Origin of the sequence: Sphingomonas liriopis (assembly GCF_024211255.1) — a bacterium.
Lineage (GTDB): Bacteria > Pseudomonadota > Alphaproteobacteria > Sphingomonadales > Sphingomonadaceae > Sphingomonas > Sphingomonas liriopis.
The window spans coordinates 83,644-106,707 of the sequence record NZ_JAMLDY010000012.1; the positions used below are offsets into that span (position 1 = coordinate 83,644).

Annotated in this window: 16 protein-coding genes; 9 read left to right on the forward strand and 7 right to left on the reverse strand. The window is 68.6% G+C overall.

Features of this window, described 5'->3' with window-relative positions:
- Window positions 1-1,758, forward strand: a complete 1,758-nt coding sequence (locus M9979_RS11390; protein WP_254289471.1) for a sensor histidine kinase — start codon at window positions 1-3, stop codon at window positions 1,756-1,758.
- On the forward strand, window positions 1,755-3,098 hold the full coding sequence (locus M9979_RS11395) for a sigma-54-dependent transcriptional regulator (RefSeq protein ID WP_254289472.1): 1,344 nt from the start codon (window positions 1,755-1,757) through the stop codon (window positions 3,096-3,098). Before M9979_RS11390 ends, M9979_RS11395 begins: the two co-directional genes overlap by 4 nt.
- A gap of 95 nt (window positions 3,099-3,193) precedes the next feature.
- Here the strand turns inward: M9979_RS11395 and M9979_RS11400 are convergent, their stop codons facing one another.
- Window positions 3,194-3,835: a TetR/AcrR family transcriptional regulator gene (locus M9979_RS11400; protein ID WP_254289473.1), complete on the reverse strand. Its 642-nt coding sequence runs from the start codon at window positions 3,833-3,835 to the stop codon at window positions 3,194-3,196.
- Window positions 3,836-3,934: 99 nt separating this feature from the next.
- On the opposite strand from M9979_RS11400, the gene M9979_RS11405 reads away from it, so the two are divergent.
- From M9979_RS11405 to M9979_RS11415, 3 genes are read left to right on the forward strand one after another with little or no spacing between them, the layout of a single operon-like run.
- Window positions 3,935-5,116, forward strand: a complete 1,182-nt coding sequence (locus M9979_RS11405) for an efflux RND transporter periplasmic adaptor subunit (RefSeq protein ID WP_254289474.1) — start codon at window positions 3,935-3,937, stop codon at window positions 5,114-5,116.
- Window positions 5,117-5,122: 6 nt separating this feature from the next.
- Window positions 5,123-8,311: an efflux RND transporter permease subunit gene (locus M9979_RS11410; RefSeq protein WP_254289475.1), complete on the forward strand. Its 3,189-nt coding sequence runs from the start codon at window positions 5,123-5,125 to the stop codon at window positions 8,309-8,311.
- Window position 8,312: 1 nt separating this feature from the next.
- Entirely contained in the window at window positions 8,313-9,845 is a 1,533-nt protein-coding gene (locus M9979_RS11415) for an efflux transporter outer membrane subunit (protein ID WP_422921979.1), read from the forward strand.
- 171 nt (window positions 9,846-10,016) lie between these two features.
- On the opposite strand, the gene M9979_RS11420 is transcribed toward M9979_RS11415, so the two are convergent.
- The 3 genes from M9979_RS11420 to M9979_RS11430 all read right to left on the reverse strand — a co-directional run bounded on the left by M9979_RS11420 (window position 10,017) and on the right by M9979_RS11430 (window position 13,775).
- A complete protein-coding gene (locus M9979_RS11420) occupies window positions 10,017-11,042 on the reverse strand; it encodes a glycosyltransferase family 4 protein (RefSeq protein WP_254289476.1) in 1,026 nt (341 codons plus the stop codon).
- Window positions 11,042-11,914: a UDP-2,3-diacylglucosamine diphosphatase gene (locus M9979_RS11425; RefSeq protein ID WP_254289477.1), complete on the reverse strand. Its 873-nt coding sequence runs from the start codon at window positions 11,912-11,914 to the stop codon at window positions 11,042-11,044. Before M9979_RS11425 ends, M9979_RS11420 begins: the two co-directional genes overlap by 1 nt.
- 220 nt (window positions 11,915-12,134) lie before the next feature.
- Entirely contained in the window at window positions 12,135-13,775 is a 1,641-nt protein-coding gene (locus M9979_RS11430) for an inorganic phosphate transporter (protein WP_254289478.1), read from the reverse strand.
- Window positions 13,776-14,078: 303 nt separating this feature from the next.
- Between M9979_RS11430 and M9979_RS11435 the strand changes: the two genes are divergently transcribed.
- The 4 genes from M9979_RS11435 to M9979_RS11450 all read left to right on the forward strand — a co-directional run bounded on the left by M9979_RS11435 (window position 14,079) and on the right by M9979_RS11450 (window position 19,136).
- A complete protein-coding gene (locus M9979_RS11435) occupies window positions 14,079-14,498 on the forward strand; it encodes a DUF2946 family protein (RefSeq protein WP_254289479.1) in 420 nt (139 codons plus the stop codon).
- Between the two features lie 67 nt (window positions 14,499-14,565).
- Complete coding sequence (locus tag M9979_RS11440) at window positions 14,566-16,593, forward strand: TonB-dependent receptor (protein ID WP_254289480.1); 2,028 nt, start codon at window positions 14,566-14,568, stop codon at window positions 16,591-16,593.
- Window positions 16,590-17,705, forward strand: coding sequence for a PepSY-associated TM helix domain-containing protein (locus tag M9979_RS11445; protein WP_254289481.1), 1,116 nt, complete (start codon window positions 16,590-16,592; stop codon window positions 17,703-17,705). Before M9979_RS11440 ends, M9979_RS11445 begins: the two co-directional genes overlap by 4 nt.
- A 330-nt stretch (window positions 17,706-18,035) precedes the next feature.
- Window positions 18,036-19,136 (forward strand): mechanosensitive ion channel family protein, encoded by a 1,101-nt coding sequence (locus M9979_RS11450; RefSeq protein ID WP_254289503.1) that lies wholly within the window; start codon window positions 18,036-18,038, stop codon window positions 19,134-19,136.
- Here the strand turns inward: M9979_RS11450 and M9979_RS11455 are convergent.
- From M9979_RS11455 to otsB, 3 genes are read right to left on the reverse strand one after another with little or no spacing between them, the layout of a single operon-like run.
- Entirely contained in the window at window positions 19,078-20,481 is a 1,404-nt protein-coding gene (locus tag M9979_RS11455) for an alpha,alpha-trehalose-phosphate synthase (UDP-forming) (RefSeq protein ID WP_254289504.1), read from the reverse strand. The genes M9979_RS11450 and M9979_RS11455 overlap by 59 nt on opposite strands.
- Window positions 20,478-22,274, reverse strand: coding sequence for a glycoside hydrolase family 15 protein (locus tag M9979_RS11460; protein ID WP_254289482.1), 1,797 nt, complete (start codon window positions 22,272-22,274; stop codon window positions 20,478-20,480). The genes M9979_RS11455 and M9979_RS11460 overlap by 4 nt, the downstream gene beginning before the upstream one ends.
- On the reverse strand, window positions 22,271-23,014 hold the full coding sequence (gene otsB / locus M9979_RS11465) for a trehalose-phosphatase (RefSeq protein WP_254289483.1): 744 nt from the start codon (window positions 23,012-23,014) through the stop codon (window positions 22,271-22,273). Before otsB ends, M9979_RS11460 begins: the two co-directional genes overlap by 4 nt.
- Window positions 23,015-23,064: the final 50 nt, after the last annotated feature.

A 23,064-nucleotide genomic window follows, 5' to 3' on the forward strand; every position in this document is an offset into this window, starting at 1 on the left:
GTGGCGCGCACGCATCGCCTGGGGTGGCTGCTGGTCGCGCTGGTGGTGCTGGCCTTTGCGCTGGTGCTGGGAAGCAGCTGGGCCGATGCGGTGGCGCGCGGCGTCGCGACGCGCGAGGCGGCGACGCTGGCGCGGGCACATCGCGGCCTGCTCGCCAGCGAATTGCAGAAATTCCGGCTGTTGCCATTGGTGCTGACCGAATACCCCGACGTCGGCGGCGCGCTGGCGGGGGATGCCGCGGCGGTGCGGCGGCTCGATGCGACGTTCGAGCTGCTCGCCGCGCGCACCGATGCGGCAGTGCTGTATGCGATCGACGCGCGGGGCCGGGCGGTGGCGTCGAGCAACTGGCGGCTGCCGACCAGCTTCGTCGGGCAGGACTATACGTTCCGCCGCTATTTCAACGAGGCGATGCGGCGCGGCCGGTCGGAATTGTTCGCACTGGGGTCGGTCAGCGGTCGCCCCGGCCTGTTCCTCGCGCAGCGGGTCGATGCCGACGGCCGGCCGCTCGGCGTGATCGTCGTGAAGGTCGAGTTCGACCGGCTGGAGCGCGCCTGGGCGCAATCGTCGGGTGCGACGATCGTGGCCGATGCGCAGGGTGTGATCCTGGTCACCAGCGTACCCGGCTGGCGCTTCCATCCGGTTCGCCCGCTCGATCCGCGCCTGCTCGCGGACCTGCGGCGGTCGCGGCAGTTCGGGGCGTCGCCGCCGGCCGATCCGCCGTTCGCGCTCGACGGCCGCGACGTGACGATACGGCAGGGGCGGCAGGCGATCCGCTATCGCGCCGCCGCGGTCGAGGCGCCGATCGCCGGTGCGCGGTTGCTGCACTTCGCGCCGCTGGCACCGGCGCTGGTCGCGGCGCGGTCGCGGGCGTTGCTATGGGGGCTGGGGCTGCTGCTGCTGGCGGTGCTGGGCGGCGGGATCGCGTGGCGGGCGGCGGCACAGCGGCGCGCGACCGTCGCGCTCGAGCGCGCGGTGGCGCTGCGCACCGCCGAATTGCGCGACGCCAATGCGCAATTGCGGGTCGAATCGGAGGAGCGGGCGGAGGCCGATCGCCGGTTCCGCGCCGCGCGCGAGGAGCTGGCGCAGGCCAACCGGCTGGGCTCGCTCGGGCAGATTACCGCCGGCGTGGCGCATGAGATCAACCAGCCGCTCGCCGCGATCCGCACGTTTGCTGAGAACGGTGCGATCCTGCTGGATCGCGATGCGCCCGATCGGGTGCGCGAGAATCTGGGGCGCATCGTCGCGCTGACCGAGCGGATCGGCGCGATCACCGGCGAATTGCGCGCCTTCGCCCGCCGCCGCACGCCGTCGCGCGGCGCGCCGACGCTGGGCGAGGCGATCGAGGGGACGTTGATGCTGATCGGCGATCGCGCGCGCGGTATTGTCGTCGACGCCGTGCCTGTCGAGGTGCGCGACGTGCGGGTCAGCGCGGATCGCATCCGGCTGGAGCAGATCCTCGTCAACCTGATCCAGAATGCGCTCGACGCGGTGGCGGATCGCGAAGCCCGCCAGGTGACGATCGCCGCCGCGCCCGACGGCGCCGGGCAGGTGGTGGTCCGCGTCGCCGACACCGGCGGCGGCATCGATCCGAGCCTGGCGGACACGCTGTTCACCCCCTTCGCCTCCGCCAAGCCCGAGGGGCTGGGCCTCGGCCTCGCCATCGCCCGCGATATCGCGCGCGAGTTCGGCGGCGAGCTGGCGCTGGAGCGGTCGACCGCGACGGGCGTCACCTTCGCATTGACGCTGCGTTGCGCATGACCGAGCAGACGGTCCTGTTCGTCGAGGACGATGCGGCGTTGCGCTTCGCGACCGTGCAGGCGCTGGAACTGGCCGGGCTCGCCGTGCACGCATTCGCCGGGGCGGACGTCGCGCTGGCGGCGCTGCCCGAGGATTTCGACGGGGTGATCGTGTCCGACATCCGCATGCCGCGGGTCGACGGGCTGCAGCTGCTCGCGCGCGTGCGGGCGCGCGATCCCGATCTGCCGGTGATCCTGGTCACCGGCCATGGCGACGTGCCGATAGCGGTCGCGGCGCTGCGCGACGGCGCGTTCGATTTCCTGACCAAGCCGTTCGCGACCGACCACCTCGTCGCGACGATCCGCCGCGCGCTGGAGCGGCGCGGGCTGCGACTCGAGAACCGGCGGCTGCGCGCAGCGGTCGCGGCAGGGGAGGCGGACAGCCCGCTGCTCGGCGAGAGCGCCGGCATCGTCCAGCTGCGCGCCACGATCCGCCGCCTCGCCATCGCCAATGTCGATGTGCTGATCGAGGGCGAGACGGGGGTCGGCAAGGAACTGGCCGCGACGCTGCTGCACCGGCTGGGTCCGCGACGCGCGCGGCCGCTGATTGCGGTCGATTGCGCCGCGCTGCCCGAGGAACAGGCGGCGATCGAGCTGTTCGGCCATGCCGCCGACAGCGTCGCGCATACCCGCTTGTCGCGGACGGGCACGATCGCGACGTCGAGCGGCGGGACGTTGCTGCTCGATGCGATCGACGGGCTGGCGCCCGCAACGCAGGCGGCGCTGCTGCGCGTGATCGAGGAGCGCGAGGTGCAGCCGATCGGCGCGGGGCGGGCGGATGCGGTCGACCTGCGCGTCGTCGCGATCAGCCGCGGCGATCTGGCCGGGGCGGTGGCGGCGGGGCGGTTCCGCGCCGACCTGTATCACCGGTTGGGCCTGACGCGGATCGCGATCCCGCCGCTGCGGACGCGCGAGCATGACCGGATGATCCTGTTCGTCGCCTTCGTCGATCAGGCGCGCGATCTGCTGGCGCGGCCCGATTATACGATCGGCGAGGCCGAGCGACGGCGGGTGTCGGATCACGACTGGCCGGGCAACGTCCGCGAGCTGCGCAATTACGCCTTTGCCTGTGTGCTGGCGGGTGGCGAGGGGAGCGGCGGCGGCGACGTGCCCGACCTGCCGAGCCGCGTCGCCGAATTCGAGAGGATCGCATTGGTCGACGCGCTGCGCGCCAGCGGCGGCAACGTCGTCAAGGCGGTCGACCGGCTCGGCATCCCGCGCAAGACCTTGTATTACAAGCTGTCCCGCTACGGCATCGATCCCGATGCCTTTCGCGCGCGGGCGGAAACGGACGAGCGTTGAGGCGCAATGACGACGATTCGGCCTGTCGCTCGACATCGGCGCGGGACGACGCTGGGCAGACCTGCTCACTTGGCAACCACCCTGACGCACGTGCTCTATTCTGCGATCGCGGCGCCGGTCTCGACGCGCAGCGCATCGATCTCGCGGTCGACGATCACGACGAACGCCTGTGCCAGCGGCACGATATCGAGCTGCGGGCGCATCAGTTGGTGATGCAGCAGGCCGAGCGACAGGGTCAGGATGGTGTGCGCGACCGCATTGCGCCGTTCGGCCAGTGCTGCGCCGGGGGCGAGCATTTCCAGTGCCTCCCGCATCAGCGTGCGCAGGTCTTCGTGCACCACGTCGTAGATCGCGGCGATGCGTTCGTTGCGCGTCGCCTCCGCCATGATCTCCGCGAACAGGCGCGAATTGTCGATATCGTCCTCGGGCATCACGAACTGGTGGATCCAGTCGCGGACCTGCGCCGAGTCGTCGTTGCCGATCGCGAGTCGCAGCGAATCGGCGGCCATGAAGCTGCGGCAATCGGTCGAGACGATCGCGGCGACGATATCCTCCTTGGCGGAAAAATCACGGTACAGCTGACCCACCGCGATCCCCGATTCGCGCGCGATCTGGGCAATGCCGGTGGCGTGGAAGCCGTTGTCGATGAACAATTTTCGTGCCGCCCTGACCACCCGGTCGCGACGCGCTTCGGCCTTGTTACGTGGTGCACTGCAACAAAAACCGGGTTCGATCATTCTGTCCTCGTCCCTACGCGCCTTGACGGCGCTTCCGATACGGTTGTAGCAGGACGTGAGTGATCGATCACTCACAAAATTCTAATCGGACATTCTGGCATGGCGAACAAGCGACACGGGGCGGTAGTGTTGGCGACGGCACTGGCTCTGGCGGCGTGCGGCGGCAAGGAACAGCAACAGGCACCGCAGGGCCCGCCCCAGGTCGGCTATGTCGTGGTGCGTGAGCAGCCGGTGACGCTGACTACCGAACTGCCGGGTCGCACCACCGCCTACGAAACGTCGGAGGTGCGCCCCCAGGTCAACGGCCTGATCCGGGCGCGGCTGTTCACCGAGGGCGATCTGGTCCGCGCGGGCCAGCCGCTCTACCGGATCGATTCGGCGCCCTATGAAGCGCAGGTCGCCAGCGCGCGTGCCGCGCTGACCCGCGCGCGCGCCAGCATCGCATCCAGCGCGGCGCTCGCCCGCCGTTACGGCGAGCTGGTCAAGATCAACGCGATCGCGCGGCAGGAACTGGAGAATGCGCAGACGACCGCGCAGCAGGCGCAGGCCGATGTTGCGGCGCAGCAGGCCGCGCTGCGCACCGCGCAGATCGACCTCGCCCGCACGACGATCCGCGCACCGATCTCCGGCCGGATCGGTCGGTCGGTGTTCACCACCGGCGCGCTCGTCTCCGCCTCGCAGACCGAGGCGCTGGCGACGATCCAGAAGCTCGATCCGATCTACGTCGATATCCAGCAGTCGAGTGCCGACCTGCTCAAGCTGCGCCAGCAGCTGATGAGCGGCCAGTTGACCCGCGACGGCAACGCACCGGTGCGGCTGACGCTGGAGGGCGGCAGCGATTATGGCCAGACCGGCACGCTGCGCTTCGCCGACGTGACGGTCGATCCGACGACGGGATCGCAGGTCATCCGCGCACTGTTCCCCAATCCCAACGGCCTGTTGCTGCCCGGCATGTTCGTCCGCGCGAAACTGGTGCAGGGCACGCAGGCCAATGCGCTGCTGGTCCCGCAGCGCGCGGTGACGCGCGATGAAAAGGGCAATGCGGCGGTGATGGTGATCGGCGCCGACAACAAGGTGCAGCCGCGTACGCTTCAGACCAACCGCACGATCGGCGACAACTGGCTGGTCACCGGCGGGCTGAAGGCGGGCGACAAGGTGATCGTCGAGGGCGGCATGAGCCTGCGCCCCGGCATGGCCGTCGCCGGCAAGCCGTGGAACCCCAACGCGCCCGCCGCCGGAGCCCCGCAGGGCGCCGGCGCGCCGGCCGGTCAGGCGAAGTAACCCCGCATGTCCCGCTATTTCATCGATCGCCCGATCTTCGCCTATGTGCTGGCGATCGTCGCCATGCTGGCTGGCGTGATCGCGATCCGCAGCCTGCCGATCGCGCAGTTCCCCGACATCGCACCGCCCGCGGTGTCGATCACGGCCACCTATCCGGGCGCCGACGCGCAGACGCTCGAGAATACGACGACGCAGATCATCGAGCAGCAGCTGAAGGGGATCGACAACCTTCGCTATTTCTCCTCGTCCTCGTCGTCGGCGGGCAGCGTCCAGATCACGCTGACCTTCGAACAGGGCACCGATCCCGACATCGCGCAGGTGCAGGTGCAGAACAAGCTGCAGGCGGCGACCCCGTTGTTGCCGCAGGAGGTGCAGCGCCAGGGCCTGATCGTCGCCAAGGCGACGCAGAACTTCCTGATGTTCGTCGGCCTGTATTCGGAAAACGGCACGCACGACGATGCCGACCTGTCCGACTATATCGTCTCGAAGCTGCAGGACCCGCTCGCGCGCGTCAACGGCGTCGGCGACACGCAGGTGTTCGGGTCGCAATATGCGATGCGGGTGTGGGTCGATCCGATCAAGCTCAACAATTACGCGCTGACCATCGCCGACGTGACCAGCGCGATCACCGCGCAGAACGCGCAGGTTTCCGCCGGGCAGATCGGCGCGCAGCCGGCGCCCAAGGAGCAGATGCTCAACGCGACGGTGTCGGTCGAATCGCGGCTGACCTCGCCCGAACAGTTCGCCGCCATCCGGCTGAAGAGCAATACCGACGGGTCCGTCGTGCGTCTGAGCGACGTCGCACGGGTCGAAATTGGCGCGGAAAACTACGGTTTCTCCTCGCAATGGAACGGCAAGCCGGCGAGCGGCATCGGCATCAAGCTGGCGCCGGGCGCCAATGCGCTCACCACCGTCACCGCGGTGAAGGAGCGGGTGAACGCGATCGCCAAGCAATTCCCGTCCGACGTCAAGGTCATCTACCCCTATGACACCTCGCCGTTCGTGCGATTGTCGGTGGAGCAGGTGATCCACACGCTGATCGAGGCGGTGGTGCTCGTCTTCCTCGTCATGTTCCTGTTCCTGCAGAACTGGCGTGCGACGCTGATCCCGACGATCGCCGTGCCGGTCGTGCTGCTCGGCACGTTCGCGATCCTCGCGGTCGCGGGCTATTCGATCAACACGCTGACCCTGTTCGGCACCGTGCTTGCCATCGGCCTCCTGGTCGACGACGCGATCGTCGTGGTCGAGAACGTCGAACGGCTCATCACCACCGAGCATCTGACGCCCAAGGAAGCGGCGCGGAAGTCGATGGACGAGATCACCGGCGCGCTGATCGGCATCGCGCTGGTGTTGTCGGCGGTGTTCCTGCCGATGGCGTTCTTCGGCGGGTCGACCGGCGTCATCTATCGTCAGTTCTCGATCACCATCGTTTCGGCAATGATCCTGTCGATCGCGGTGGCGTTGATCCTGACGCCGGCGCTGTGCGCGGCGATCCTGAAGCCGCACGATGCGAACAAGGTCGAGGGCAACGGGCCACTCGCGCGCTTCTTCCGCTGGTTCAACGACAAATTCGACCGCGGGCAGAAGCGCTACGAGCGCGGCGTGCGCAGCACCGCGAAGAGCTGGAAGCGTTCGCTGGTGGTCTATCTGCTGATCGTGCTCGGCATGGGGTTCATCTTCACCCGCCTGCCGTCCGGCTTCCTGCCCGACGAAGACCAGGGGATCATGATCGCGCTGGTGCAGGGCCCGCCGGGCGCCACCACCGTGCGCACGCAGAAGGGCCTCGACGCGATCAAGGACCATTTCCTGAAGCAGGAGGGCGGCAACGTCCAGGGCGTGTTCACCGTCAACGGCTTCAGCTTCGCCGGACAGGGCCAGAACAGCGGCATCGCCTTCATCCCGCTGAAAAGCTGGGACCAGCGCGAGGGCGCGGCGAACAAGGCGCAGGCGATCGCCGGCCGGGCGATGGGTGCATTGTCGCAGTTCAAGGATGCGATGATCTTCGCGGTCATCCCGCCCGCGGTGCAGGAACTGGGCAACGCCACCGGCTTCGACCTGCAGCTCGTCGACCAGGCGGGCGTGGGGCATGCCAAATTGCTCGAGGCGCGCAACATGATGCTGGGCATGGCGGCGCAGGACAAGTCGATGGTCGGGGTGCGTCCCAACGCGCTCGACGACGCGCCGCAGCTCAAGATCGACGTCGACCAGGACAAGGCGCGTGCGCTCGGCCTCGACCTGTCGGAGGTCAACAGCACGATCGCGACCGCCTGGGGCGGTGCCTATGTCAACGACTTCATCGACCGCGGCCGCGTCAAGCGCGTCTACATCCAGGCGGACGAACCCTATCGGCTGAAGCCCGAGGATGTCGGCAACTTCTACGTCCGCGGCAGCACCGGTACGATGGCGCCGTTCACCGCCTTCTCGACGCTGTCCTGGGCACAGGCGCCGGCGCAGCTGACCCGCTACAACGGCCTGCCGTCGATGGAGATCCTGGGCGGGCCCGCGCCGGGCGTGTCATCGGGCGCGGCGATGAAGGCGATGGAGGCGATCCATGCCAAGCTGCCGCCGGGCACCGGCCTCGAATGGACCGGGCTCAGCTACGAGGAGCAGCTGTCGGGCGGGCAGGCGCCGGCGCTGTACGGCCTGTCGCTGCTGATCGTGTTCCTGTGCCTTGCGGCGCTGTACGAAAGCTGGTCGGTGCCGATCTCGGTGCTGCTGGTGGTGCCGCTGGGCGTGCTCGGCGCGGTACTCGCGGCGTGGCTGACGGGCCTCAACAACGACATCTACCTGCAGGTCGGCCTCATCACGACGATCGGCGTGTCGGCGAAGAACGCGATCCTGATCGTCGAATTCGCCGAGGAGCGGATCAACGAAGGCATGAAGCCGTTCGACGCGGCGGTGGAGGCGGCGAAGCTGCGTCTGCGGCCGATCCTGATGACGAGCCTCGCGTTCGTCTTCGGCGTGCTGCCGCTGGCGATCTCGACCGGTGCGGGTGCGGGCGGGCAGAATGCGATCGGGCGCGCGGTGGTCGGCGGCATGCTGTCGGCGACGATCCTCGCGATCTTTTTCGTGCCGATGTTCTTCGTGGTGGTGCTGCGGCTGTTCGGTCACGGCGGCGATGCCACGCCGGTGGTCGAGGATCGCCCGGACGATGATGCGGAGGGCGAGGCCAGGCCTGCGCCCCAGGGAGCGTGACGTGACGCATAGCAAGATCCTCCTCGCGCTGCTCGGCGCGAGCGCGCTCGCCGGGTGCAACCTCGCGCCCAAATACGTCCGTCCGGTCGGCGCGGTGCCGGCGGCGCTGCCGCAGGGTGGCGTCTATCCGGCGGCGGCGACCGACGCGCCCGACGTCAGCAAGATCGGCTGGCGGACGTTCTTCACCGACGAGCGGCTGCGCAGCACGATCACGCGCGGGCTGGAGAACAACCGCGACCTGCGCGTCGCCGCCGCCAACGTGCTGCAGGCGCGCGCGCAATACCGCGTCCAGCGCGCCGATCTGGTGCCGTCGACGACGCTGTCGGGATCGGCGACCTATACCAACAACATCCAGGGCGCGACCGGCGCGCTGGGTGGCGCCGCCGGTGGTGGAACGGGCACCGGGACCGGGACCGGTGCTGGAACGGGTACGGGCGGAAGCGCCGGGGCCGGCACCGGCGCGGGGATCGGTTCGAGCTCGTCGAACCTGGGCTTCTATTCGGTCAACGCGGGTTTCTCGGCGTTCGAACTCGACCTGTTCGGCCGGGTGCGTAACCTCAACCGTGCGGCGCTCGAACAATATTTTGCGAGCGAGGAGGCGCAGCGGGCGACGCGGATCAGTTTGATCGCGGAAATCGCGACCGCGTGGCTGACGCTGGCGTCCGATCAGGACCAGATGCGGATCTCGCAGGAATCGCTGAAATCGTTCGAACAGTCGCTCGAATTGACGCGCGCGCAATTCCGCATCGGCGTGATCTCGGAACTCGAGGCGCGACAGGCGGAGACGAGCTACCAGACCGCGCGCAACGATATCGCGGTGCTGAAGACGCGGGTGGCGCAGGACAAGAATGCGCTCGACCTGCTCGTCGGCGCGCCGGTGGCGGCGGAGCTGTTGCCGCAGGGCCTGGGCAATGGCGATGCGGCGTTGCAGGTGCTGCCTGCTGGGATCGCGTCCGACGTGCTGCTGCGCCGACCCGACGTGCTGCAGGCCGAGCATCAGCTGATCGCGCAGAACGCCAATATCGGCGCGGCGCGCGCGGCGATGTTCCCCAGCATCTCGCTGACCGCGACGCTGGGGACGATCAGCACCGCGCTGTCCGGCCTGTTCGGCGGCGGCAGCTTTACCTACACCGGTGCGCCGGCGGTCTCGCTGCCACTGTTCGACGGCGGGCGGCTGCGCGGCAATCTCGATTACGCGAGGGCATCGCAGCAGGCGGCGGTGTCGACCTACGAAAAGGCGGTGCAGACCGCGTTTCGCGAGGTCGCCGATGCGCTCGCCACCCGCGGCACGATCGACGAGCAGATCGCCGCGCAGACCGCGCGGGTCGAGGCGGCGAACGTGGCGTTGCGGATTTCGGATGCGCGCTATCGGGCAGGAGTGGAGTCGTTCCTCAACACGCTCGATTCGCAGCGGTCGGCGTATAGCGCGCAGCAGCAGCTGGTGACGACGCGGCTGACGCGGAGCAGCAATCTGGTCGAGCTGTACCGGTCGCTGGGCGGCGGGTTGGACGAGGCGGATATTTCGCGCCGGTAGAGGCGCGGGGACCGTTCCAATTCCTTCGTCACCCCGGACTTGTTCCGGGGTCCACCGTGCCGCGGGCGTATCGCTCCCTTAGATGCCGTGCGCCTCGCCGCAGAGTGGACCCCGGAACAAGTCCGGGGTGACGGGGGGAGGTTGGGCTGGGGTCAACCCGACCCAACCCTTTTACGCCGCCTGTGCTTCCACCGTGCGGATGGGGGCGAGGCTGTAGAGGAACTGGCCGGCGCTCGCTTCCCAGGTGAAGCGCTTCGCATGGGCGGCGCAGGTCGCGCGATCGCGGGTCAGCGCGGCGGCGATCGCCGTGTCGAGGTTGGCGTCGATCGCCCCCACGCCCGGATCCAGCACATCGACCGGCCCCGGCGCGGGCAGCGCAGCGACCGGGGTGCCGCAGGCGAGCGCCTCGATCATCACCAGCCCGAACGTGTCGGTGCGGCTGGGGAATACCAGCGCGTCGGCGCTGCGATAGGCCGCGGCGAGCGCGTCGCCGAAGCGGGGGCCGAGGAAATGCGCCTCCGGATGGCGCGCGGCGAGCATCGCCCGCGCCGGGCCGTCGCCGACCACCACCTTGGTGCCCGGCACGCGCGCGGCGAGGAACCCCTCGATATTCTTTTCCACCGCGACGCGGCCGACGTAGAGCAGGATCGGGCCGCCGAGCCCGGTGATCGCCGGATCGGTCGGGCCGTCGGCGGAAAAGGTCGCGAGATCGACGCCGCGGCCCCAGCGGCGCAGGTGCGGCAGGCCGTGCGCGCGCAGCACCGCGTCGACCGAGGGGGTCGAGGTCAGGATCGCATCGGCGGGACCGTGGAACCAGCGAATGTAGCGCCAGATCCATTCGGCGTTCACGCCCGTGCGCGCCGCGACGTAATCGGGAAATTGGGTGTGATAGGCGGTGGTGAAGCGCAGCCCTTCGCCGACGCACCAGCGCCTTGCTGCGAGGCCGAGCGGGCCTTCGGTGGCGATATGGATCGCCTCTGCGTCGAAGGCGCGGATCATCCGGCCGACCCTACCGCTGCGCGCCAGCGCCAGGCGGATTTCGGGATAGCTGGGGCAGGGCAGGCTGGCGAAGCGATCGGGCGAGACGACGAGCAGGTCGTGACCCTGTGCCTCCAATTCCCGCTTCACCGCGGTCAGCGTGCGGACGACGCCGTTGACCTGCGGGCTCCAGGCGTCGGTGACGAGCGCGATCCGCATCAGGCGGCGAGCGTCCCGGCGGCGGCCGCGGCGCGGCTGGCCGCTTCGCGCGCGGCGATCTCGTCCGCCCAGTGCAGCAATTCCATGCGGCCGTCGAAATGCTCGACCAGCGCGGTGCAGCCTTCCACCCAGTCGCCGTCGTTGTAATACGCGATGTCGCCGATCTGGCGGATCTCGGCGGTGTGGATATGACCGCAGACGACGCCGTCGACGCCGCGCGATCCGGCGGCGTGCGCGACCACCTCTTCGAAGCGAGAGATGAAGGCGACGGCGTTCTTGACCTTGGCCTTGGCGTGCTTCGACAGCGACCAATAGGGCATGCCCAGCCGGCGGCGCGCGACGTTGAGCCACTGGTTGACCACCATCAGCGCGGTGTAGGCGCTGTCGCCGACGAACGCGACCCAGCGGTGCGCCAGCGTGATCGCGTCGAATTCGTCACCATGCAGGACGAGCAGGCGGCGGCCGTCGGCGGTGGTGTGGATCGCCTTGCGCCGGATCTTCACCCCGCCGAAGTCGAGGCCGGCGAACTGGCGGAACACCTCGTCATGGTTGCCGGGGATATAGGTGACGCGGGTACCGCGCTTGGCGCGCTTCATCAGCCGCCAGACGACGTCATTGTGCGAGGGCGGCCAGTAGAAGCGCTTCTTGAGCCGCCAGCCGTCGATCATGTCGCCGACGAGGTACATGTGCTCGCTGTCGACATGGTCGAGGAAGTCGATCAGCATGTCCGCGTTGCAGCCGCGGGTGCCGAGATGGACGTCGGAAATCCAGATCGTGCGATAGCGGCGACGGACGATCCCGCTCGCCTCCGGCAGCGTCGGCCGCGCCGGCGTGAAGGCGAGGATGTCGGCGGTCTGGTCGCTGGTGGTCATGATCGGCCCCCCGGAACGCGCTGTTCCTGTCCGATCTATGCGCGGGGGATGTTACGTGGCGGTCACGATCGCGTGACGGATGTGTTGCGGTTTTGGATGACCGACCATCCAAAACCGTTCGCCCTGAGCCTGTCGAAGGGCCTGAGTCTCACCTGCCCTTCGACAGGCTCAGGGCGAACGGCGGGGCGGGTGGCGGGTCAGCGCAAATGGGTGGGGACGGTTACCCGCCCATCGTCGTGCGCAGGACCGTCAGCAGCAGCCAGTAGAGCGTGCCCGCCAGCAGCATCGCGGCGGGCAGCGTCATCACCCAGGCGAGCGCCATGTTGCGGATCGTGCGCCATTGCAGCCCGGCGCCGTTGGCGACCGAGGCGCCGGCGACGCCCGACGACAGGATGTGCGTCGTCGATACCGGCATGCCGAAGCGTTCGGCGAGCAGGATCGTCGCCGCGGTCATCAGTTCCGCCGACATGCCCATGCCATAGGTGAGGTGCGTCTTGCCGATCCGTTCGCCGACGGTGACGACGATCCGCCGCCAGCCGACCATCGTGCCGAGGCCAAGGGCGATCGCGACGGTCACCTTGACCCACAAGGGGATGAAGCGCGTGCCGCGTTCCAGCGCGCTGCCATAGCCCTTGATCCCGTCGATCTCGCGCGCGGTAAAGCGCCCCTGCGCGCCCTTGTCAGCGACGACCATCTTGCTGGCGTCGAGGACGAGGTACATGTCGCCGCGCAGATTGGGCGTCGCGGCGGCGGGCACCTTGCCGAGCGAGCCGTAGCTTTCCAGCCGGTCGCCGACGTCGCGCGACAGCGCCGACAGCGCGCCGTACATCGCAGGCGTATCGACGCGGCGTGCGGCGAGGCCCTGCGTCACGGTGGTGCGGGCGACGTCGATCGAGGTCGGCTCGGGTCCGGGCTGGCGCGCGAAGATCGCCTGCGCGGCGCGCGCCTGCTGGACGAAGGCGGGGGTGGCGCTTTCGGGCACGGTGCGGTTGAGCGCATAGGCGGTGGGCGCGCAGCCGATCAGGATCAGCATGATGAGGCCCATGCCCTTCTGCCCGTCGTTGCCGCCGTGCGCGAAGCTGACCGCGGTGCAGGTGGCGATCAGCGTCGCGCGGATGCCGCGCGGCGGCGGCGCGCCGGTGTCGGGCGCGCGGTACAGCTTGGGATCGCGCAGGAAGCGCTTCATCACGAGCAGCAGCAGCAGCGCGCCGCCGAAGCCGATCAGCGGGCTGACGAGCAGCGCCGACAGCACCTTTTCCGCCTGGTGCCAGTCGACGCCCGAGGTGCCGCCGGTGTCCGACAGCAACTGGTTGGCGAGGCCGACGCCGAGGATCGAACCGATCAGCGCATGGCTCGACGAATTGGGCAGGCCGACATACCAGGTCGCGAGGTTCCACAGCACCGCGGCGAGCAGCAGCGCGAAGATCATCGCGAACCCGCCCGCCGATCCGACGTGCAGGATCAGTTCGACCGGCAGCAGCGTAATGATCGAATAGGCGACCGCCCCCGACGAGGTGAGGACGCCGAGGAAGTTGAAGAACCCCGACCAGACGACCGCGAGCGGCGCGGGCATCGCATGCGTGTAGATCACCGTCGCGACCGCATTGGCGGTGTCGTGGAAGCCGTTGACGAACTCGAACCCAAGCGCGATCAGCAGCGCGAGGCCGAGGAACAGGAAGACGCCGGTCGCCAGCGTCTCGCCGACCTCCGCCGTATCGCTGACGATGCTGACGCCGGCATAGCCCAATGCACCGACGAGCACGGCGAGGAAGATCCAGCGCCCCGCGGGATGCAGATGCCCGTCGAGCCGCGGCCCACGGGCCGCCCTGGGGGAGGATGCTGCGGATAGCGTGGTGGCCATGACGCGGCGGTGGACCCGGTATGTGACGGGTTCGTGACAGAGCAGGATTGTGGTCTGGTTCGGTCGGGGGGATGCGGTGTGGTTCTTACCGTCCGAGAGAGGGCAGCCGCGTGTTCCAGGCCGCCGTCACCCCAGACTTGTTCCGGGGTCCACTCTGCGGCGAGGCGTACGGCGTCCAGTGAGGCGATACGCCTGCGGCACCGTGGACCCCGGAACAAGTCCGGGGTGACGGGGGATTTTTGGCGGCGTTTCTCCCCCAACGACCCCGATGACTTTGCCACGGGCGTCGCCTAAGGCCGGGGCGTGACGTCGTTGCGCCGCCTGTTGCTGGACCATCGCGCGCTGGCCCTGTGGCTGGCGCTGGCGGCGTTGACGGTCAAACTGCTCGTGCCCGCCGGTTTCATGGTCGGCACCGTCGAAGGACGGCCGGTATTGCAGCTGTGCAGCGGGTTCGCGCCGGTCGCGGCGATGCCGATGGCGCATCATGCGATGGCCGGATACATGCCGGCGTCGCATCACGACAAGGCCGACCATGCCGCGCCCGAGATGCCGTGCCCTTATGCCGCGCTGGCGCAGGGGACGCTCGCGGCGGTCGATCCGCTGTTGCTCGGGCCGGCGCTGGCCTTCGTGCTGGCGCTGGGGTTCGCCGCGACGATCCGGCCACCGCGGCGGGCGATCCCGTACCTCAGGCCGCCATCGCACGGGCCGCCGCAGACCACCTGATCCATCGACCATCACACTGACGGCGCGCGTCCGAGCATGACGCGCGCCCGGATCGGGACTTGCCTGTATGACATTCTGGAAGACCGCCGTGGCGGCAGGCGCGATGCTTGCCGCCACGGCACCCGTGGCCGCGCAGACTGCGGGCCACGACCATGACGCGCGCGACACCAGCTTTTCGGTCGGCGACATCGTCGTCACCGCACGCGACATGGTGCGCGGCACCGGCACCGTCACGACCTCCGTCGACCGGCTGAGCGGCGGGATCGCGCAGCAGCAGAGCGTCGACAACGCCTGGGAGCTGTTTGCGCGGTTGCCGGGCGTGACGCTGACCGACTTCAACCAGGGGACCACATCGGGCCGATTCTCGATCCGCGGCTTCAACGGCGAGGGCGAGATCAACGCGGTCAAGCTGCTGATCGACGGCATCCCCAGCAACGCCAACGACGGGGGCATGCCGTTCATCGACGCGGTGATGCCGCTCGACATCGCCGGCGTCGAACTGGTCCGCGGCACCGCCGACCCGCGCTATGGCCTGCATGCGATCGCCGGCAGCGCGGATATCACGACGCGGATCGGCGGCGATTACCTCGACGTGCGGGGCCTCGGCGGGGCGTTCGGGACCGTAGAGGGGCAATTGGCCGGCGGCGTCGAGACCGGGCGGCTGAGCCAGAACTACTTTCTGGGTTATCGGCGCAGCGACGGCTTCCGCGATCATGCCGGGCTCGATCGCGTCAGTCTGGCGGGCAAATGGTTCTACGACGCGGGCGCCGTGCGGCTGGGCGGGATCGCGCGCTATGCCGAGGTCGAGGCGGAGGAGCCGGGCTATCTGACCGATGCCGATGCCTATACCAACCGGCGCCGTTCCTATCCGGTATCGGCGAGCGACGGCGGGCAGCGGAGCCTGAGCCAGTATAGCCTCCATCTCGATGCCGATCTGACCGACCGGCTGGCGCTGAGCGCGAAGGGCTATGCCAATGGGCTGAACGACGATCGCTACGTACGCTTTTCGGCCAATGTCGCGCAGCAGCGGCGGCTGACGCGCGAGCAGCAGTACGGCGCGATGGCGACGCTCCATTATCACCCCCAGGTCGCGTTTCTCCACCGGCTGATGCTGGAGGCGGGCGGCGACGTGCAGGTGCAGGATAACGAGAGCCTGCGCTGGCTGACCGCGGATCGGCGGATCACCAGCCAGACGCGCGACCAGGCATTCGGGCTGACGGTGACGGGCGGCTATGCGCAGGCGGTGATCGAGCCGGTCACATGGCTGAGCATCACCCCCGGCTGGCGTTTCGATACGGTGTCAGGGTCGTTGCGCAACCGGCTGAACGGGCAGCGTTACCCGATCAACCGCTATGGCACGATCAGCCAGCCGAAGGTCAGCGTCGCGATCACGCCCGTTGGCGGCGTGACGGCCTATGCCAATTACGGGCGCAGCTTCCAGATCGGCGTCGGCGCGGGGGCGTACAAGGTGCCGCCGCGGACGACCGATCTCGATCCCTCGATCAACGAAGGGTGGGAGGCGGGCATCAAGCTGGCGCGTGGGCGCTGGCTGGAGGCGCGCGTGGCGGCATGGCAGCAGACTGCGAGCGGCGAGATCAAACGGCGGCTCAACGATCCCTCCGGCGACAGCGACAATCTGGGCGCAACGCGGCGGCGCGGGATCGACGTGCAGGTGAGCGTGACGCCGGTGGCGGGCGCGACGCTGTGGGGTGCCTATTCCTACCAGCATGCGCGGATCGTCACCCCCGATCCCGCGACGCCGTCGCAGGCGGGCAACTGGATCGACCATGTGCCGCAGAATCTGTTCTCCGGCGGCGTCGACTGGGCGCCCGCCGCGCGCTGGCGTGTGTCGCTGTGGGGTAACGGCCAGTCGAGCTATCATCTCACCCCGGCCAACACGCTGCCGCGCTACGGCGATTATCTGGTCGTCGGCGGAGAAGTGGCGTGGCGGGTGCTGCCGAAGCTGGAGGTCGCCGCGCAGATGAAGAACATCGGCGACCGGCATTACGAATATGTCTGGTATGACGGGACGCAAGTGCTGCATTCGCCGGCCGATGGGCGGGCGCTGTACGGCAGCGTGCGGCTGACGCTGTGACCCGCGCGCAGCGGGTGCGCGTCGCGGTGCGGCGCGTGCACCTTTGGCTCGGGCTGAGCGTCGGACTGCTGTTCGCGATCGTCGGGCTGACGGGCAGCGTGCTGGTCTTCTATCCGGCGATCGACACCGCGCTGCACCCCGGTCTGGCGCGCGTGCCCGCGGGCGCTCGGCCGGAGTCGTGGCAGGCGGTGTACGATGCGTTGCGTCGCGATCATCCGGGGCGCACCGGCGCGTGGCGTATCGAGGTGACGCCAGAGGGCGGGCCGATCCCGATCCGCTACTACACGCCGGTCGAAACGCAGGGCCGCGATTTCGCGCCGTTGCTGCTGTGGCTCGATCCTGTGAGCCTGCGCGCGGTGCGGTCCGGTTTCTGGGGCGGGACCTGGACGAGCTGGATCTACGATCTGCATTACCGGCTGTTGATGGAAAAGCCGGGTGGCACGGTGCTGGGCGTGCTCGGCATCGTCATGCTGGCGATGCTGGTCAGCGGGCTGTGGGCGTGGTGGCCGCGTTCCGGTGGATGGCGGCGGTCGCTGGCTTGGAAGCGGCGCGCGTCTCGGTCGCGGCGATTGTACGACCTGCACAAATGGAGCGGGATCGGTGGGGCGTTGGTGCTGATCGTGGTGACCGCGACGGGGGTGATGCTCGATCTACCCGATCAGGTGCGGCCGGTTGTCGCTACCACATCGCCGCTGTTCGCCACGCCCAAGGTGGCGAGCGTGCCGCGTTCGGGTGGGTTTCTGCCGCTCGACGTCTTGGTGCGGCGAGCAGGGGCGGTGTTGCCGGGTAGTGCGCTCGCGTGGATCGAGACGCCTGCCGATGCGCGCGGGACGGTGCGTATCAACCTGATGGTGCCCGGCGAGCCGAGCCGGCGCTTTCCGCGCAGCAACGTGTGGTTCGATCCGTATGACGGGCGCGTACTTGCGGTGCGCGACGAGCGGCGCGACAGCGGGGGTGATACGCTGCTGGCGTGGCTGCACCCGCTGCATGGCGGCGAGGCATTCGGGCTGGTCGGGCGGTGGCTGGTGTTCGTGTCGGGGCTGTTGCCGGCGGTGCTGTTCGTGACGGGTGTGTGGCGGTGGCGGCTGCGGATGCGATCTGCGGCGGGGTGAGCAAGGGGTTTTCACGCGAAGACGCAAAGACGCGAAGAGAAAAAGACTTTGTTCACGCGGAGACGCGGAGACGCGGAGAAGGAAGAAGAGTTTTCAGGGCTTTAGCTGCGGAGGTGCGGTGTTTGCACGAAGCGCCATCGTCGTCGATCAGAGGGTTTCAAAGCCGCTATGCGGCATGGCTGTCTCTGCTCTTCTTCTCTCCGCGTCTCCGCGCCTCCGCGTGAACCAGCCTTCTTCGCGTCTTCGCGTCTTCGCGCGAAAGGTTGTTCGCAACCGCAGCAATTTTTACACCGGCCCGGAGCTTTCCCCGACGTCATGCGTGTTAAGCCGATGCGAATACCGTATCTCGACGTGACGCTGCCCGATTGGGCGGCCCGGCTGGCCGGGGTGTTGGCGTTCGTGGTGGTGCTGGCGTTGGTCCACCGCATCCTGTTCATGGTGCTGCGGCGCATTGCGAGCCGGACTGCGACCAAGACCGACGATATATTGATCGCACGGCTCGGGAAGCCGACCTTCTGGCTGATGATCGGTATCGCGCTCGCCGCGTCGGGGCCGGGGATCGAGCTGCCGCGCTATTGGGAGAATATCTGGCAGCGCGTATTGGGGCTGCTGACGCCGGGGGTGTTCGGCTGGATGCTGCTCGCGGTGCTGACCGCCTATCGCGACATCAGCGAGGTGCGGTTCGACATCAGCGCCGCCGACAATCTGCGTGCGAGGCGGCGGCGGACGCGGATCGGCATCCTGCACCGGATCGGCGTCTTCGTGCTGATGCTGTTGACCGTGATGATGATGCTGATGAGCATCCCGAGCGTCCGCACGATCGGCGTGACGCTGGCCGCCTCCGCCGGTGTCGCCGGCCTCGCCATCGGTGCCGCCGCACAGCCCGCGCTCAAGAACCTGATCGCCGGCATCCAGATGGCGTTCACCGAGCCGATACGCCTCGACGACGTCGTCATCATCGACAACGAATGGGGGCGGATCGAGGATATTCGCCTGACCTATGTCGTGGTGCGGATCTGGGACGACCGGCGGCTGGTGGTGCCGGTGTCGAAGTTCCTCGAGAACAGCTTCCAGAACTGGACGCGCGAGACGAGCGCGCTGCTGGGGTCGGTGTTCTGGTACGTCGACCCCGCCGCCGACGTGCCGCGTATCCGCGCGGAGCTGGAGCGGGTGGTGCGCGCCAATCCGCGCTGGGACCAGCGCTTCTTCAACCTGCAGGTGACCGATTCCAAGCCCGACGGGACGATGGAGCTGCGCGGGCTGATGACCGCCAAGGACGCCTCGACCGCGTTCGACCTGCGCTGCGACGTGCGCGAGGCGATCTACGCGTTCATCCGCAACGCAATGCCCGAGGCGCTGCCGAAGACGCGGCTCATGCCGGCTGCGGCTCCGCCTCCATCTCCAGCGGCGGCCCCATCAGCACGTCCGTGAAGGTGCGGCGCCACCAGCCGATATCCTCGGCGGTGAGGATCGCCATCATCTTCTGCCAGCGTTCGATCCGCTCCTCTTTCGGCATGCGCAGCGCGAGCATGATCGCGTCGGACATCTCCTCCGCCGAATAGGGGTTGATGAGCACCGCATCGGTCAGCTGGCTCGCCGCGCCGGCGAAGCGCGAGAGGATGAGGACGCCCGGATCCTCCGGATTCTGCGCCGCGACATATTCCTTCGCGACCAGGTTCATGCCGTCGCGTAGGGGCGTGACGAGGCCGATCTTGGCGGCGCGATAGATGCCGGCGAGCACGTCGCGCGGATAGCCCTGGTTGACGTAGCGGATCGGCACCCAGTCAATATCGGCATACCCACCGTTGATGCGGCCGGCGAGCCCCTCCAGCGTGCTGCGGATCTTCTGGTAGCTGCCCACCGTCGCGCGGCTCGGCGGCGCGATCTGGAGGAGGGTGACCTCTTTCCGCTCTTCGGGATGCTCGACGAGGAAGCGTTCGTAGCCGAGGAAGCGCTCCTCCAGCCCCTTCGAATAATCGAGCCGGTCGACGCCGACGATCATGTCGCGCCCGACCGCGGCATCGCGCATCTGGCGGAAGGCGAGGCGGCCGCGCGTGCTGGTGGCGAGCCTGGCGAATTCGTCGGCATCAATGCCGATCGGGCAGGCCATCACCTTCACCCGGCGGTCGTCAAGCACCAGCTCGCCGTCCTCTTCGGTCGCACCCAGTTCGGCGATCGCATAGTCGCAGAACGACTGCAGCCATTCCTCGGTATGGAAGCCGATGACGTCATAGGCGAACAGGCTGCGCACCAAAGTCTGCGCCTCGGGCAGGATCGAGAGCAGCCGGCGCGGCGGCCAGGGGATGTGGAGGAAGAAGCCCAAGCGGTTCCTCGCGCCGCGCTTGCGCAGCTCCTCGCCCAGCGGGAACAGATGGTAATCCTGGATCCAGACCGCGTCCTCTTCCTCGATCAGCGGCTGGACGGTGTCGGCGAAGCGTTCGTTGACGCGCTGGTAACCGCCGGCGAATTCGCGTTCATATTCAGCGAGATCGACGCGATAGTGAAAGAGCGGCCACAAGGTGCGGTTGGCGTAGCCGTTGTAATATTCGTCGATATCCTGCTCTTCGAGATCGACGGTCGCGGTGGTGACGCCTTCGCTGCGCTGGAAGGTGATCTGGCCGGTATATTCGTCGGTCTGCTCGCCCGACCAGCCGAACCACATGCCCTTGTATTCGCGCAACGCGGAGGCGAGCGCGACGGCGAGGCCCCCCTGCGCGCCGGAATCGGAGCCCTTGGGCGCGGAAACGCGGTTGGATATGATGATAAGACGGCTCAGCGGATCGAACTCCAGGGTTTGGACAACAGCGCGGCGCAGTTGATCATGCCGACCAGCGAATAGGTCTGGGGATAATTTCCCCACAATTCACCGGACGTTGGGTCGATATCCTCCGACAACAAGCCAGCTGCGGTGCGCCGTGTCAGCATCTCGTCGAACAGCGCGCGCGCGTCCGCATGGCGCCCGGTGAAGTGCAAAGCCTCGATCAGCCAGAAGGTGCAGACGTTGAACGCGGTCTCGGGCAGGCCGAAATCGTCCTCGGTATCGTAGCGCAGCATGAAGCTGCCGCGGCGCAGGCCCCGCTCCACCGCCTCCAGCGTGCCGAGGAAGCGCGGATCGGTGGGTTCGAAGAACCGGAGGTCGAGCAGCTGGATGAGGCTGGCGTCGAGGTCGTCGCCCGAGAAGGTCGCCGACATGCGGTTGGTGTCGGGGCGCCACGCCTTGTCCTCGATGACGCTGCGGATATGGTCGGCGCGACCCTGCCACAGGTCGCGGCGGTCGGGCATCGCGAGCGCTTCGGCGGCGTTGGCGAGGCGATCGCACGCCGCCCAGCACATCGCCACCGAATAGGTGTGGACGCTCTGCCGCGTGCGCAGCTCCCACAGGCCGGCATCGGGCTTGTCGTAATGCGTCCAGGCGCGCTCGCCGACCTGTTCGAGGCGGTGGAAATCCTCGATGGTGTTGGGCCGCAGCAGCCGCTGGTCGAAGAAGGCATGGACGCTGCACAGCACGATCTGGCCGTAGGCGTCGTATTGATGCTGTTCGTAGGCGGCGTTGCCGACGCGCACGGGGCCCATGCCGCGATAGCCGCCAAGCGCGGGGGCGAAGCGTTCGGTCAGCGTCGCCTCGCCTAGTACGCCGTACAAGGGCTGGATATGCCCGCCCGCCGCATCGTCGACGATATTGCGGAGGTAACCGAGATACCCCTCCAGCACGTCGAGCGCGCCCAGGCGGTTCAACGCCTGGACGGTGTAATAGGCATCGCGCACCCAGCAATAGCGATAGTCCCAGTTGCGCTCCGACCCGGCATGTTCGGGGATCGAAGTGGTGAGCGCGGCGACGATCGCGCCGGTCTCCTCGTGCTGGCAGAGCTTCAGCGTGATCGCCGAACGGATGACGACGTCCTGCCATTCCAAGGGAATCGCGAGGCCGCGCGTCCATTCCTGCCACTCGGCGATCGTCTGGGTCAGCATCGCCTCGACCGATTCGGCGAGGTCGCCCGAGAAGCTCTCGTCCGGCCCCAGGAAGAAATGCAGCGGGCGTTCGAGGCGGAAGGCGCGCTCTTCCTGCACCATGCCGATCGGCGCGGTGGTGGTGAGCCGCATCTGCATCGCGTCGAGCGTGATGCGCAGGTGGTTGGACCCGCCGATCTGTTCGCGGCAGGTGCCGCCCCAGCCGCAGGTGGTGCGCAGCTGGACGATGACGCGGGGGCTGCCGGCGATCGGGCGGACGATGCGCGCGAAGGCGACCGGGCGATAGGTCCGCCCGAGCCGCACGAAGCGCGGACAGAAATCCACCACTTCCAGCACGTTGCCGGCATCGTCGGTATGGCGGCTGACCAGGATCGGGGTGTTGCGGATGTAATGCTGCTCGACGCTGACCGAATGTTCGATGCCGATCGACCAATAGCCGCCATCGGGCCGTTCGCCGCCGACCAATGCCGAGAACAGCGGATCGCCGTCGACGCGCGGCACGCATGCCCAGACGAAACGGCCGGCGCGATCGATCAGCGCGCTGACCTGGCAATTGCCGATCGGCCAGAGGTCGACGCTGGTCGGGGGCGCGGAGGTCATGCGGCGAGGCTTTCGGTTGCGGCGTCGAGCCAGTTGAGCGTGTCGGCGACGCCGGCGAGGCGCCAGAGCGCGGCAGTGGGGCGGGGCGCGCCGATCAGCACGCCGGCACCGCCGAGCGCGCGGGCGGCGACCATCGCGGGTTCGTCGGTATCGTCGTCGCCGAGGAAGACGGGGCGGCGGCCGGCGAGCGCGGGGCTGTCCATCAGCGCGGCGAGCGCCGTGCCCTTGTCGGCGCCGGGGACGCGGACCTCGACCATCATCTTGCCGGTCTGCAGGTGGAGCGCGGCATCGGCGGCGAGCCGCGTCGCGAGCGCGTGCGCCGCCTGCTCGGCCGCGGGCACGGCGCGATAGTGGAGCGCGGCGCCGAGCGGCTTTTCCTCGACCAGCACGCCGGGTGTTGCGGTTGCGAACGCCTTCATCGAAGCGACTATACGGTCGAGGGCGGCGGGGCGTTCCGCGCGCGTTTCGCGGCCATCGGGCCAGACGACCTCCAGCCCGTGGCTGCCGGAGATCGCGAAGGGGGGGTCGCCGAACAGCGCGCGGATGCCGTTGACCGGGCGGCCGGAGACGATCGCGACGCGCCCGTCGAGCGCCTGCGTCAGGCGGGCGATCAGCGCGGCGAGGCGGGCATCGACCGCGACCGCTTCGGGATGCGCTTCCAGTTCGACGAGCGTGCCGTCGAAATCGAGGAACAGCGCGGCATCGCGCAAAAGGTCGGCGGGGGGCGGGGGGAGCGTCACGCCGCGCGGTGTCGGGGATCGGGCCCGGGGGGTCAACCCGTGGCGGGCTG